Source organism: Streptomyces sp. NPDC003247, from assembly GCF_042888135.1.
Taxonomy (GTDB): Bacteria; Actinomycetota; Actinomycetes; order Streptomycetales; family Streptomycetaceae; genus Streptomyces.
Map to the genome: position 1 here is coordinate 125093 of NZ_JBIAPF010000014.1, position 14292 is coordinate 139384.

Consider the following 14292-nt stretch of genomic DNA (forward strand, 5'->3'; position numbering starts at 1 on the left):
GGCCGGAAGGCTGCACCCTCATCCGTGGTTCACAGCGTTCCCCGACAGGGCACTAGTGTCCTGCGCCAGTAGTTGATCGTTAGTAGTTGTGTGACTTCTGCTGCTGGTGCGTCAGTTCCTCGTCGGGGCCCGAAGCTGGAACCGTTGCTGCTGTCTGATGACGAGCGGGCGGTGTTGGAGCGGTGGACGCGGCGGGCGTCGTCGGCCCAGGCGCTGGCCCTGCGCGCGCGGATCGTGCTGGCGTGCGCGGGTCCGGAGGTACCGCCGATCGTTGCGGTCGCCCGCGAGTTGCGGGTGGCCGCCGACACCGTCCGCAAGTGGCGGCGTCGGTTTCTGGCGGAGCGGCTGGACGGCTTGGTCGATGAGCCCCGGCCGGGCCGGCCGCCCACGATCAGCGTTGATCAGGTGGAAGCGGTCGTGGTCACGACACTGGAGGAGATCCCGAAGAACGCGACCCACTGGTCGCGGAAGTCGATGGCGGAGCACAGCGGCCTGTCGAAGTCCACCGTCGGCCGGATCTGGCGGAAGTTCCAGCTCAAGCCGCATCTGACTGACACCTTCAAGCTGTCGACGGACCCGCTGTTCGTGGAGAAGGTCTACGACGTCGTCGGGCTGTACTTCGACCCGCCCGAGGGCGCGGTGGTCTTGTCGGTGGACGAGAAGTCGCAGATCCAGGCCCTGGACCGGTCCCAGCCGGTGCTGCCGATAATGCCGGGCATGCCCGAACGCCGCACCCACGACTACGTCCGCAACGGGCTGACCACATTGTTCGCCGCGTTCGACGTGGCCACCGGCGAGGTGATCAGTGCTCTGCACCGCCGGCACCGGGCAGCGGAGTTCAAGAAGTTCCTGATCCGGATCGACAAGGAAGTGCCCGCGCACCTGGCGGTCCACCTGATCTGCGACAACTACGGCACCCACAAAACGCCTGCCATCAGGACGTGGCTGGCCAAGCACCCCCGCTTCCACATGCACTTCACCCCGACCGGCTCCTCCTGGATCAACCAGGTCGAGCGGTGGTTCGGCTCCCTGGCCGATCAGATGATCCGCCGCGGCGCCCACAAAAACGTACAGACCCTCGAGGCCGACATCCGCGCGTGGGTCAAAGACTGGAACGCGGACCCCAAGCCGTTCATCTGGACCAAGACCGCCGAAGAGATCCTCGAATCCCTCGCCCGCTTCTGCCGACGGATCTCTGGCGCAGGACACTAGTAGGACTCCGTTAGGTTGCTCTGGATCTTGGGCTCTGGCCGGTGGTTGACGTTCTGGGCAGGGGCCGGTGGCAGGTGGTGCAGGTGCCGGTCCAGCAGTTCAGCAGGTCCTGGAGGGCGTCGAGGATCTGGTAGAGGGTGAGTCCGGTGCATCGGCTTTTGGGGCCAGCCGCTGTTCGGTGAGGAACGCGTGGGCGGCGGTGACCCGAGTGACGTGGTGGTGCCAGCCGGTCCAGGAGCGTCCCTCGAAGTGGTCCAGGCCGAGGCCGTGTTTGAGTTCCCGGTAGTCGTGCTCGATGCGCCAGCGGATCCTGGCCAGGCGGACCAGTTCGGCCGGCGGCGTGTCGGAGGGCAGGCTGGACAGCCAGTAGCCGGTGGGTGCTTCTGCTCCGGCGGGCCGTTCGGCCAGCAGGGTGACCTCGGGCAGGACACCGTCCCAGCAGCCGTAGCGCGAGGTGGCGGCGTTCTGGGCCAGGCGGCGGGCCCTGATCCCGGCCGGCCGCACCCGCACGGCCAGGAAGTGCGAGCGTATCGGTCCGTGGGAGCCTTGCCGCCAGGCCACCTCGGCGAACGCCCGATGCCCCCGGCCGGCCGCCAGCGCGGCCACCGAGAACGGCTTGTCCCGGTAGCGGGCCTGCGGCCTGCGGCCGTTGCCCGACCAGGGCGGTGTGACCGGCTGGGTGTCGTGCGGGTGGACGGTCACGTCCGACCGGATGGCCACGACATAGCCGATGCCCCGCTCGCCCAGGCCGCCGCGGAAGTCGGCGTTCTGGCCGTAGCCGGCATCGGCCACCACCACCGGCGGCACCAGACCCCACCCGGCCAGCTCATCCAGGCTGTCCAGAGCCAGGCGCCACTTCTCCCGGTGCACGACCTCCGGCGGCATCCCGGTCTTCTGCCGCCGTGGCGCATCGTGCGCCCACTCCCCGGGCACGAACAACCGCCAGTCCAGCGGACAGGACGCGGTGTCGGAAACCGCGTGCACGCTCACCGCGACCTGGCAGTTGGCCCGCTTGCCCAGCGCCCCGCAGTACTGGCGCGCGACCGCCACCGACATCTTCCCGTCCTTGGGGAACGACACATCGTCGACCGCCCAGGCATCCGGACCGATCCGCGGCACCATCCGCTCCGCGATCCGCCGCCGCACCGGCACCGGATCCCACGTCGACTGGTTCACGAACTGCTGCAGGTTCTGCTCGTTGCCGTCCGGCAGCCGCTCCGCCATCGGCTGGACCGACTTACGGCGGCCGTCCAGCATCAGCCCCCGCAGATAGCAGTCGCCCTTCGCCCGCTGGTCCTTGCACGGCACCGACGCGAACACGTCCGCCACGAATAACGCCAACTTCGCCCGAACACGGTTCACTTCATGTGCGTCCACACCACCAACCTGCCCCCAAACAGGACCGCGAGACAGACGTCACGGAGTCCTACTAGTACTGCAACGGTGCTTGTTCTGAATGCTGGGCAGTTTTCAGGGGCTGTGTCCACGGCGCTTGTAGTGACTGAGCCGAGCTTGGTACTGCCGTCTCCGGCGCCATGTCGACCAGTGCAGGATGTGGTCGACGGGTGCGGGCCGGCGGTCGGTGAGTCGGGTGATCAGGCGTCTGATCTCGGCGAGGCTGAGGTGGATGAGCTGGGAGGATCCGTTTCTGCTTTGTCCGCGTCCAACTGGCGGGCTCGCAGGACGGTCAGGCAGGCGTGGGCGGCCATGGCCAGGGTCATGTGGCGGTGCCAGCCGGGATAGCGGCGGACCTGGTAGTCGTCCAGGCCGCACTCCTGCTTGGCGGTCTGGAAGCATTCCTCCACTGCCCAGCGGCTGCCCGCGATGCGGATCAGCTCGTCCAGCGTGGTGCCGGCGGGGCAGTAGGCGATGTAGTAGGAGATCTCGTCGGGTCTGCTGACGCTCCGGCGGGCCAGCACCCAGTGCCGGCGGTCCTCGCGGTGCCAGGGCCGCACCTCGACGCGGGCCCAGTCGTAGATCCGCCGGCCGTGGACGCCGTCGCCGCAGGAACGGCGTTTCCACTTCTGCCGCGGCAGGCCGGGGAACAGATCGCGGACGGGGTGGTCGAGTGCCCAGCGGGTGACGACGGTGTCGTGGCGGGTGGTGGCCATGACGTGGAAGACATCAGCCTGCTCCAGCTCGAACCGCCAGCCCTTGCTGAAGCCATAGGCGGCGTCCGCCGTCACCCACCGGAACGGGACCTTGTCGGCGATGGCCCGGCGGACCATTGTCTTGGCCATGGCCACCTTCGTCTCGAAGGCGACACTGTCGTCGATACCCGCCCGGCGGCAGCGTTCCCGGTCGTCCGTCCAGGAGGCGGGCAGGTAGAGCCGCCGGTCGATCAGCGTGCGTCCGCGGCCCGTGGCGTAGGCGAGGAAGACGCCGATCTGGCAGTTCTCGGTGCGTCCCGCGGTACCGGAGTACTGCCGCTGGACGCCGGCCGAGCGGATGCCCTTCTTCAGGAACCCTGTGTCGTCGACGATCAAGACGGCCTCTGGGTCTCCGAGGTGTTCGACGACAAAATCGCGTACATCGTCCAGGACCTCGTCGGCGTCCCACTCAATGCGGTTCAGCAGCCGCTGGATGCGATCGGGGCCCGCGTGCCCGGCCTCCTCCGCCAGCGTCCAACCGTTCTTCCGCTCCAGCGGAGCAACCAGCCCCCGCATATAGGCAAGCGCGGACTGACGCGGCTCCTCCCGGCTGAACCGGTGCACGAACCGCTCATGCACCGCCTCGAGTTCACCCGCCCACAACCTGACATCAGCAAGGTCCAACTCATGACCACACCAACGACCGAACTGGCCACCCGTCACGGCAAGCACCGTTGCAGTACTAGGTCGTCACCTGTGTTCCGGCAGGTCGGAACACAAACCGTCCGCGCCCAGCCGAGGGAAGCCGTGACCGTGTCGACGCTGATCCTTCTGGGAGCCGCGGGAGGCGTGTTGCGCGGGCTCTCGATGTCTACCTCCGCTTCCTGGACTGGCATACCGACCGTCGTACCCCTATTACGACAACCGGAGGAACAGGGCGAACCACCGCAGTTCCGCCGATACTTCGATCCCATGGCCGACCCGGTCGCGGCGCTGGTGCACAGCGCGATGAGCGCCGGGGCCGCTGTGCTCTTCGGTACGGCGGGGCAGATCAGCGGCGCCTACGCCGCCGTCGTCGTCGGCATCTCGGCGTCGGTGATCCTCTCCCGGCTCGGCCGCGTCCGGGCGGTCAGTGACTCGGTGGCCGCAGGGGCAGACCCCGACGCGGGCATCGGCCGGACGGACGCGCCCCCGCCGGCTGCTCTCCCCGCCCAGCAGTCGGCCCCCGCGTCCCCGGACGGGACCGACGGCATGCCGACGATGTCCCGGGCACGACGGATTCCACGGGCCGCTGCAACGGCACATCGTGACTGAAGTTGGCCCTTGACCGTCATGCCGTTGCGGCAGGCAGGATGGGGCGCCGGCGTGTGGAGGCGCGGGCCAGTCGTCCTGCCGGAGGTCATTCCGTGATCGACCAGCCAGTCACCCGGGCCGGAGCATGAACGTCTGGCTCGTTCTCGATCTGGAGACAGATCCCACTCCGGGCGAACCCGGCTACTTCCGGGCACTTGCGACACGGCTGCGCCGTGAGGCGGAGCACGCGGAGCAGCACACCAGCCGCCTGCGCCAGGTCACGGCCAACAGCGCCGACTTACACATGCGGGGCGATTACGCCGCGCGCTTCCACAAGGCCCTGGCCGACCTCCCCGACCGGTCCGCTCCGCTGGGCCCGGCTCACCAGGCCTGCGCCGGCGCCCTCGCCCGATACGCGGACCAACTGCAACAGGCCAAAATCCAGTCCGCGGCCGCCCTGGAGCGGGGCCGGCAGGCAGACGCCCAGTACAAGGCCGCGTTACAACAGTTCTACGCACTGGTGCCTGTGACGCCGCCGGCCACCGGCGTCTGGCGCGGTCTCAACCGGTCTTCGGCGCTCGCCTACGCCCAGTACCAGCAGCCCCAAGTCCGCGAGATCGCCGCAAGGATCGGCGCCTACGCCGGCCAGGCCGAACAGGAACGGCAACTCGCGGCCCAACTGGCCCGTCAGGCCGCCCGAGCCCTACACGAAGCCGAAGCACAGTGCGCCCGTACCATCCGCGCGGCGGCACCCCGGGGCATGACGCAGTCCGGCGGCGCGAAGGCCCGCGCGTCCGGTGCGGTCGGCCACCTGAAGCAAGCGACGGCCCGCTCCTCTCCGCACGCCGCCGGCGCCGGAAACTCCGCACACTCCGCGCGCACGGCGGTCTCGGACCCCCGGATCAACGGCAGGCCCCTGCACAGTCGTACGGTCTGCGGCGACCCGGTGGACGTTGCGACCGGACATGTCACCTTCACCCAGACCGACGTGGAGTTACCCGGCTCGCTGCCACTGGTCTTCAACCGCACCCACGACTCCGGCTACCGTGCCGGGCGCTGGATGGGCCCGTCGTGGTCCTGCACCGCTGATGAACGACTGGAGATCGACGCCGAGGGCGTCGTCCTGGTCGGCGCCGACGGCGTCCTGCTGGCCTACCCCCACCCAGCGCCGGGCGCGTCCGTGCTGCCTGTTACCGGAGACCGTCGCGCTCTGGCCATCGACGCGGACGGCGCCTACACGGTGACGGACCCCGACACGGGCGTGGTGAGCACCTTCTTCGCTGAGCCGGACGCCCCGAGCCTTGCCCGGCTCACCGAGGTTCGCGACCGTGCCGGCCGGTGGATCGCCTACGACCACGACGAAACCGGCGCCCCTACGGCCGTACGCCACAGCTCCGGCCGGCGGGTCAGGATCGATGTGACGGGCGGCAGGATCACCGCCCTGCACCTGGCGGGCACCGGCCCGGGCGGCGGTGACCAGGAACTCATGCGCTTCAGCTATACCGACGGGCACCTCACCGAGGTCGTCAACTGCTCCGGCCTGCCCCTGCGGTTCGGGTACGACGACGAAGGCCGAATGTTGTGGTGGACCGACCGCAACGGCAGCCACTACGCCTACCGCTACGACGACCTGCACCGCTGTCTCGCGCAGGGCGGCGCAGAGGGCCATCTCGCCTACCGGTACGACTACGACGGACGCGACCCGGAAACCGGCCAGCGGATCACCACGGTCACCGACTCGCACGGCCACACCACCCGCTTCACCGTCAACGCCGCCCGGCAGATCGTCGCCGAGACCGACCCCCTCGGCCACACCACCCGCTACGTCCGCGACCGCTACGACCGGCTGCTGTCCCACACCGACCCACTGGACCGCACCACCACCCTCACCTACGACGACGACGGCAACCTCACCTCCGTCACCCGCCCCGACGGCACCCGAACGCTCGCCGCACCCGGACCCTTCGGACTGCCCACCACCATCACCGGCCCCGACGGCGCCATGTGGCGCCAGACATACGACGAGCACGGCAACCCCACCGACTTCACCGACCCGACCGGCGCCACCACCCACTGCACGTACGACAAACACGGCCACCTCGCCGCCGTCACCGACGCCCTCGGTCACACCACCCGCATCCGCTGTGACACCGCAGGGCTGCCGTTGCAGATCACCGACCCGCTCGGCGCCACGACCCGCATCGAACGCGACGCCTTCGGCCGCCCGATCGGCGTCACCGACGCCCTCGGCGCGGTCACCCGCCTGACCTGGACCGTCGAAGGCGGACCAGCCACCCGGACCCACCCCGACGGCACCACCGAGACCTGGACCTACGACGGCGAGGGCAACCGCCTCACCCACACCGACCAGATCGGCGGCGTCACCCGCTACGAGTACACCCACTTCGACCTGCTCGCCGCCCGCACCGACCCGGACGGCGCCCGCTACACCTTCACCCACGATGCCCAACTCCAGCTCACCACCGTCACCAACCCCCAGGGCCTCACCTGGCGGTACGCCTACGACCCGGCCGGACGTCTGCAGTCGGAAACCGACTTCGACCACCGCACGACCACCTATACCCACGACCCCACAGGCCAACTCGCCACCCGCACCACCTCCCTGGGTGAGATCATCCGCCACGAACACGACGCCGCCGGCCGCACCGTGCTCCTGGACGCCGCCGGAGCGATCACGCGCTACGTCTACGACCCCGCAGGCCGCCTGATCCGGGCGGCGAACGACGACACGACCCTCACCTGCCGCTACGACCCCGCGGGCCGCTTGACCGAGGAGACGGTCGACGACCGCACCATGACGTACACCTACGACCCCCTCGGCCGACGCACCTCACGCACCACCCCCAGCGGCGCGCGCACCACCTACGCCTACGACGCCGCAGGCAACCGCACCCGGCTGACCTCCTCCGGCCACGAGTTCACCTTCACCCACGACGCCCTCGGCCAGGAATGCACCCGCCACCTCGGCGACCTCTTCTTCACCCACAACTACGACGCCCTCGGCCGCCTTACCGACCAGCAACTCGCAGCACGGGGCAGCCGACTCGTCCACCGCTCCTACACCTACCGCGACGACGGCTACCCGACCGGCATCGACGACCCGGTCACCGGCTTCTCCCCGCGCATCGGCCTCGATCCGATCGGCCGCCCCACCCGAGTCACCGCCGCGGACTGGACCGAGACCTATGCGTACGACACCGCGGGCAACCAGACGCATGCCACGCTGCCCGTGGACTTCCCCCAGGACGCTGTGGGCCCACGCAGCTACACCGGTACCCGCATCACCCGTGCAGGCAACGTGTGGTATACATCTGACGCCGCAGGCCGCACCACACTGCGCCAAAAGAAACATCCCTCCGGCGCTGCCGAGACCTGGCACTACACCTGGAACGCCGAAGACCGCCTCACCATGGTCACCACGCCCGACCACGTTCACTGGCGCTACCGCTATGACCCCCTCGGTCGCCGCATCGCCAAACAACGCCTGTGCACCGACGGCGAGACGGTCAGGGAAGAAACACTGTTCGCCTGGGACGGCACCACCCTCGCCGAACAGACCACCCTCTCAGGCGAGACGTGGAAGCCGGTCACTCTGACCTGGGACCATGTCGGCCTGCACCCTCTTGCACAGGCTGAACGCACCACGGCAGTCGACACCAGGCACGATGAGACGAGTCATCGCTTCTACGCCATCATGACCGACCTCGTCGGGACACCTACCCATCTCGTCGATGGCTCCGGACATATCTCATGGCGCACTCGCGCGTCACTATGGGGCAACACATCGCACTCCTCAGAATCGGCCACCGAGTCACCCTTTCGGTTCCCCGGACAGTATTTCGACCCTGAAAGCAGCCTTCACTACAATCTCCACAGATATTACGATCCAGAAGCGGGAAGGTACATCTCGGCGGACCCGTTGGGGCTCGCGACGGCGCCGAACCCGATGGAATACGTCAACAACCCGCATATTTCGACGGATCCGCTGGGACTCATGTCCTGCACTTCGAGAATACGTCAGACGATCGGAGCCGCGAGAAACTGGGCGAACAACACCTACTTGGGGCGTCGGCTTATGAAGCGCCCCATGGAGCCCTGGTTGAGCAACCGCCGCTTGTATCGCAGCCTCAAAGGAGCACGCCCAGAACCGAATGCAACGGTTCGCGACCTGCTCGACCTGGCCTACGGCAACCCGCCCATCTCATACAAGGAAGCCAACGCGAACAGCCGTTCAAGTCAAATTCTCATGGAGTCGGTCTTCGCCCCTCGCGACGGGCAATATATCGCGACTTACGCAGGACGACCGGGCAAGATAGGGCAGGGAAATCATCGGGCCATGCAGCTGATATCTCGAGCCGAAGATCCAGATGACGAGCTAATTCAGTGGAGCACTCTCATCTTCATCCATCGCGTGGGAGAGTGACACCGATTCACGGCCTCAGAACCGGTCGACATGCGGCGATCGTGCGGCGGGGGGAGCTTCGAGCTCAGCCCAGGACCACCGGCAGTCGCCCTTCGATCCGCTCCAGCAGTCGGCCGCCGTGCACCTTCGGTATGTCGAAGCAGCGCAGGTCGTCGGGGTCGTCGCCCTCCGCACGCAGCACCTCGGGGACGAGCACGGCGGCCGGGTCGAGGTCGTGGCCGAGGCCGAGGTAGCGGGGCGCGAGAACCGGACCGTGCAGGGTGCCGCCGATCAGATCCGGAGCGAACTCGCTGGACAGGAGGGTCACGGCGGCCTTGAGATCGCCGTGGACCATCACCAGCTTGTCGGTCATGTTCCCGATGAACGCGCCGTCCACCGTGACGCTGCCCAGCACCAGCAGCTTCACATCCCCTTCGAGGTAGACGTCGGCGGCCCTCAGGTCACCGAGGACGACCAGCGCCGGGCAGCCGTCGTCCACGTTGAGAACGCTGCCCCGGACGGTCAGGTCGCCGTCGACGACGACTCCGGTCGCGGACGTCCAGTCCCGTGCGTCGAGGTCGAGCGGGCCCGGTATCTCGAGAGAGCCGGAGCGGACGTCGTAGGTCTCGTCGTAGAGGTTGCGGTACGACGACTCGGGCAGGCCCCGGCGCTCGAACACGGCAACGGTCTCGGCCCAGGGGAGGGTGCGGTCGCTCATGGGCCGCACCCTCGCACACCGCACCGACAACGCCCCCACGGCGACGGTCGGGGCTCGCCGCGACCGTCCGCCCCGGATCGATCAGGAATCGAGAAGCGCGGGTGGAGGAGCCGGACCTAGCCTGATCGTCATGGACATCACCCTTCACACCAGCGTCCTCCCGCACGACGACCCGGACGCGTCCCTGGCCTTCTACCGCGACGTCCTCGGCTTCGAGGTCCGCAACGACGTCGGACAGGGCACCATGCGCTGGATCACGGTCGGCCCCGTCGGCCGGCCCGACACGTCCCTCCTCCTGGCGCCGCCGGCCGCCGACCCCGGGATCACCGAGGACGAGCGCCGCACCATCGCCGAGATGATGGCCAAGGGCACCTACGGCTGGATCCTGCTGGCCACCCACGACCTCGACGGCACGTTCGAGAAGGTGCAGGCCCACGACGTCGAGGTCGTCCAGGAGCCGACCGAGCAGCCTTACGGCATGCGCGACTGCGCCTTCCGCGATCCGGCGGGCAACCTGGTCCGCATCCAGGAACTCCGCTGAGCCGTCCGGACAACGGTCCTGTTAAGGGCGGGCAACCGATCCTTCCCGACGGCGGCCCCGTCGTGGACGCTCCCGGGGAGTCACCCCCTCCCGGGTGCGGCTGACCCACAGGTGTGCGTCGGCGTTCGGCCGGGCCGTGCGGGGCGTGCTCACGGTACGACGATCACGGCCTTGCCGCGGGCGTGGCCCCGCTCCACGTGGCGCACGCCCTCGGCCGCGTCGGCCAGGCGGTAGGTCCGGTCGACCACCGGGGTGAGCCGGCCGGCCTCGATGAGCGCGGTGACGGCGAGCAGGTCCTGGTGGGTCGGCCCGGCCGGGGCCGCCGGGAGGATCGGGCGGAGCCGCTGCCGCACGAGCGTGTCGACCGCCGTCAGCCGCAGCATCGAGCCCAGCGCCCCGAACACCCGGCCGGGCGAGCCGCCGCCGTTGGCCACCAGCGTGCCCGCCGGGGTGAGCGCCCGGCGCAGCCGGCCCAGCGGGCGGTTGCCCACGTTGTCCAGGATCAGGTCGTAGCGCACACGCCCGTCGGTGAAGTCCTCCCGGGCGTAGTCGACGACGTGCGCGGCGCCCAGCGAACGCACCAGTTCGGCGTTGCCGGCGCTGCACACCCCGGTGACCTCCGCGCCGAGGTCGGCGGCGATCTGCACGGCGAACGTGCCCACGCCGCCGCCGGCCCCGTTGACCAGCACCCGCTGTCCGGCCCGTGCCCGTCCCACGGTCCGGATGCCGCGCAGGGCGGTGACCGCCGCCATCGGCACGGCCGCCGCCTGTTCGAAGGTCAGCCCCGCGGGCTTGGCCACCAGCAGATCCGCGCCGGTGCGGGCGTACTCGGCGAAGGAGCCCGGGCAGAAGCCCAGCACCTCGTCGCCGGGCCTCACCCCCGGCACGCCGGCGCCGACCGCCTCGATCTCTCCGGCCGCGTCGATCCCGGCCACGCGGGACTTCGGCCGGGTCAGCCCGACGCCTCCCGACAGCCGTGCCACGTAGGGGTCGCCGCGCATCATGTGCCAGTCGTACGGGTTGAGGGCGGCGGCGCGCACCCGTACCAGCACCTGGCCGGCCCCCGCCTCGGGCCGGTCGATCTCCGCGAGTCGCAGCGTGCCGGGCGGGCCGAACCGCTCCTGGACGATCGCCTTCATCGGGACTCCCCCATCACCACGCGAGGGTGTACGGCGTACACCTCTTGTCGCGCACGGTAGGTGTACGCCGTACACCCGTCAAGGCGTGCGGCGGGCCGAGTCGGCGGCGGCCGTTCGGGCGGGTGCCACAGGGGCGTTCGCCGAGCGGGCCTGCGCCGAGGGGAGGGGTCAGAGCGTGTCGCGGAGCCGCTCCAGACCGTCCAGCGTCAGGTCCAGAGCGAACTCGAACTCGAACTGGTCGTCACAGCCCGAGCCGACGACGGAGTCCGGGTCGTGGGCGACCGCCATGGCGAGTTCGGCGAGGTGGGGGTAGCGTGCGGCCATCTCCTGGGGCGGCATCGCGTCCGGATCCGGCTCGCGGTCGGGGGCGTCCCGGAAGAGCTCCTGGGAGAAGCCCAGCAGCCGGCTTCCCATGACGTGCATCGCGTGATGGACCAGGCCGACCGAGAACCCCCCGGACCGGAAGGTCCCGATCATCGAGTCCAGGTACTCCATCACCGCCGGGGTCGGGACGGTCCGCGCCTTCATCCTCGACTCGATGACACCGGGCGCCCACGGGTGGCGCAGCAGCATGCGCCGGGCCGACAGCACCCGTCGGCGCACGGCCGTCTTCCAGCCGATGCCGGCGTCCGGCGGATCGATCTCGCGCACGAGTACGTCGATCATGCCGTCCAGCAGCTCGTTCTTGTCGGTCACGTGCTTGTACAGCGCCATGGGCACGACACCGAGCGCGTGCGCGATCCTGCGCATGCTGAGCGCGTCGACCCCGCCTTCGTCGGCCAGCGCGACGGCGGCGCCCAGGATCCGCTCCCTGCTCAGGGGTGCGCGACGCCGTGCGGCGGTGTGGGCCTGCGTGGTCATGTCGGCCATCCCCTCTCTACGGGACCTACGGGCAGGACCCGGAGCCGACCGCTCCTTCACTCGACGTGCGGTCTGCGTCCGCCCACCTTATGGCCTGGTCTCGTCACCGGTCGTGGCGCGATCCGGAACGCCACCGCCGGCTGCCGGGCGGGCGGGGCAGCGCCGGCCGGTCAGTTCGACAGAGCGGCGAACATGCCGCGCTCGTACGAACCCCCCGGGTTGCGCACGATCACGTTCATCCGGGTGGCCGCGTTGATCAGGGAGACCAGGCACACCAGCGCACCGACCTGGTCGTCGTCGAAGTGCTTGCGCACCTCGGCCCAGGTTCCGTCGGACACACCGTGGTCGCCGAGCCGGGTGCCCTCCTCGGCGAGCGCCAGCGCGGCCCGCTCGGCCTCGGTGAACACGGTGCTGTGACGCCAGGCGGCGACCAGGTGCAGCCGGAGCGCCGTCTCACCGGCGGCCGCCGCCTCCTTGGTGTGGACGTCCACGCAGAAGCCGCAGCCGTTGATCTGGCCGACCCTGAGCTCCACCAGTTCCCGCAGGGTCTTCGGCAACGTCGACCGGTCGAGGACCGACGAGACGTTGTAGAACCGCTGGGCGATCTTCGCGGCGGTCGGGCTGTCGAACAGGTTGAAACGGGCTTCCATGACGTCGTCCTCACTCGTGGAGTCGTGTGCCGCGCGGATCGTTCGCACGGCGTCGTGACGGACATGGAGATGCCGCCGCCCGGAGCCCTGTGACAGCGGGGGGATGTGACGTGCGCCACTGACCATGGGTGTCACAAAGGAGCCGGGGCCGGCGTCTTGTGTGCGTCAGGGTCGACGGCGGACACAGACAGGAGCCGGCCATGGGTGAGCGCAACGGGCGGACGACGGGCACGGCCGGGCCGCTCGCCGAGGGCGACCGCACGGACTCCGCCACCGAGGCGTTCGTCGCCCACCGGAACCTGCTGTTCACCGTCGCCTACGAGATGCTCGGCTCGGCCGCCGACGCGGAGGACGTCCTTCAGGAGACCTGGATGCGATGGGCGGGCGTCGCTCTCGACACCGTGCGGGATCAGCGCGCCTACCTGGTGCGGATCACCACCCGTCAGGCGCTCGGCCGGCTGCGCGCACTCCGCCGGCGCAGGGAGTCCTACGTCGGCGCCTGGCTGCCCGAGCCGCTGCTCACCACGCCCGACGTGGCCGAGGACGTCGAGCTGGCCGACAGCGTCTCGATGGCGATGCTGCTGGTGCTGGAGACCCTCGGGCCGACCGAGCGGGCGGTGTTCGTGCTGCGCGAGGTCTTCGGTCTGGAGTACGACGAGATCGCGGAGGCGGTCGACAGGAGGCCGGCCGCCGTGCGCCAGATCGCGCACCGGGCGCGGGCCCACGTCGCGGCGCGCCGTCCGCGCGGGGCCGTCTCCCCGGCCGAGACCCGAGAGGCCCTCGAGGCGTTCGAACGGGCGGTCAGGACGGGCGATCTGCAGAGCCTGCTCGACATCCTCGCGCCGGACGTCGTCCTCCTCGGTGACGGCGGCGGAGTCGTCCAGGCCGTACTGCACCCCGTCGTGGGGGCCGGCCCCGTGGCCGAGCTGGTCGGTGGGCTGGGCCGGTTCGGCGCCGCGGCGTCACTGCGGCCGGCCCAGGTCAACGGCTGCCCGGCGCTGATCCTCCGGCTCGACGGCGAGATCGACACCGTCATGGCGGTGCGCGTCGACGACGGCCTCGTCACCGGACTCTACGCCGTGCGCAACCCGGTGAAGCTGTCACGCGTCGAGCGGGCGACCGCCCTGCGCCGCCGGTGAGCCGCTCCTCCCGCTCCGGACCCGCGGGAGGCGAACCGCGTGCCCAGGACACGCACTCTCAGCAGTTGAGACGAAAACCGGATCGTGGCCGGTCAGCGGCACCGCGGGCGTATCATCACCGGACCGGTATCCGATCCGGGACAGTGAGGCACGTGATGACGACACCAGGCGCGACAGCGATGCGCATGCTCCGCATGTGGTGCTGTACCGGCGCGGTGCGTCGCGG

11 protein-coding genes are annotated in these 14292 nt (G+C 69.8%); 5 read left to right on the plus strand and 6 right to left on the minus strand.

Going from position 1 to position 14292, the window contains the following annotated elements:
* The first annotated feature begins 90 nt into the window (after positions 1 to 90).
* Positions 91 to 1212, plus strand: a complete 1122-nt coding sequence (locus tag ACFYWQ_RS36015; protein ID WP_389522588.1) for an IS630 family transposase — start codon at positions 91 to 93, stop codon at positions 1210 to 1212.
* Positions 1213 to 1311: 99 nt separating this feature from the next.
* Here the strand turns inward: ACFYWQ_RS36015 and ACFYWQ_RS36020 are convergent, their stop codons facing one another.
* Both ACFYWQ_RS36020 and ACFYWQ_RS36025 read right to left on the minus strand, forming a co-directional pair.
* The gene (locus tag ACFYWQ_RS36020) at positions 1312 to 2589 is read right to left on the minus strand and encodes an IS701 family transposase (RefSeq protein ID WP_389522590.1); all 1278 of its coding nucleotides are present in this window, start codon (positions 2587 to 2589) and stop codon (positions 1312 to 1314) included.
* A gap of 218 nt (positions 2590 to 2807) precedes the next feature.
* Positions 2808 to 3986, minus strand: a complete 1179-nt coding sequence (locus tag ACFYWQ_RS36025) for an IS701 family transposase (RefSeq protein ID WP_389522591.1) — start codon at positions 3984 to 3986, stop codon at positions 2808 to 2810.
* Between the two features lie 288 nt (positions 3987 to 4274).
* Here ACFYWQ_RS36025 and ACFYWQ_RS36030 point away from each other — a divergent pair, with 288 nt between their 5' ends.
* The gene (locus ACFYWQ_RS36030) at positions 4275 to 4616 is read left to right on the plus strand and encodes a hypothetical protein (protein ID WP_389522593.1); all 342 of its coding nucleotides are present in this window, start codon (positions 4275 to 4277) and stop codon (positions 4614 to 4616) included.
* Positions 4617 to 4740: 124 nt separating this feature from the next.
* Entirely contained in the window at positions 4741 to 9039 is a 4299-nt protein-coding gene (locus ACFYWQ_RS36035; RefSeq protein ID WP_389522595.1) for a DUF6531 domain-containing protein, read from the plus strand.
* Between the two features lie 64 nt (positions 9040 to 9103).
* Here ACFYWQ_RS36035 and ACFYWQ_RS36040 read toward each other — a convergent pair whose 3' ends face one another.
* Complete coding sequence (locus ACFYWQ_RS36040) at positions 9104 to 9736, minus strand: hypothetical protein (RefSeq protein ID WP_389522597.1); 633 nt, start codon at positions 9734 to 9736, stop codon at positions 9104 to 9106.
* 130 nt (positions 9737 to 9866) lie between these two features.
* Between ACFYWQ_RS36040 and ACFYWQ_RS36045 the strand changes: the two genes are divergently transcribed.
* On the plus strand, positions 9867 to 10277 hold the full coding sequence (locus ACFYWQ_RS36045; RefSeq protein ID WP_389522599.1) for a VOC family protein: 411 nt from the start codon (positions 9867 to 9869) through the stop codon (positions 10275 to 10277).
* A 149-nt stretch (positions 10278 to 10426) separates the two neighbouring features.
* Here the strand turns inward: ACFYWQ_RS36045 and ACFYWQ_RS36050 are convergent, their stop codons facing one another.
* From ACFYWQ_RS36050 to ACFYWQ_RS36060, 3 genes are all read right to left on the minus strand, one after another.
* The gene (locus ACFYWQ_RS36050) at positions 10427 to 11416 is read right to left on the minus strand and encodes an NAD(P)-dependent alcohol dehydrogenase (protein WP_389522601.1); all 990 of its coding nucleotides are present in this window, start codon (positions 11414 to 11416) and stop codon (positions 10427 to 10429) included.
* Positions 11417 to 11584: 168 nt separating this feature from the next.
* The gene (locus tag ACFYWQ_RS36055) at positions 11585 to 12286 is read right to left on the minus strand and encodes a TetR/AcrR family transcriptional regulator C-terminal domain-containing protein (protein WP_389522603.1); all 702 of its coding nucleotides are present in this window, start codon (positions 12284 to 12286) and stop codon (positions 11585 to 11587) included.
* A 161-nt stretch (positions 12287 to 12447) separates the two neighbouring features.
* On the minus strand, positions 12448 to 12927 hold the full coding sequence (locus tag ACFYWQ_RS36060; RefSeq protein WP_389522605.1) for a carboxymuconolactone decarboxylase family protein: 480 nt from the start codon (positions 12925 to 12927) through the stop codon (positions 12448 to 12450).
* A gap of 200 nt (positions 12928 to 13127) precedes the next feature.
* Here ACFYWQ_RS36060 and ACFYWQ_RS36065 point away from each other — a divergent pair, with 200 nt between their 5' ends.
* Entirely contained in the window at positions 13128 to 14066 is a 939-nt protein-coding gene (locus tag ACFYWQ_RS36065) for an RNA polymerase sigma-70 factor (RefSeq protein ID WP_389522606.1), read from the plus strand.
* Positions 14067 to 14292: the final 226 nt, after the last annotated feature.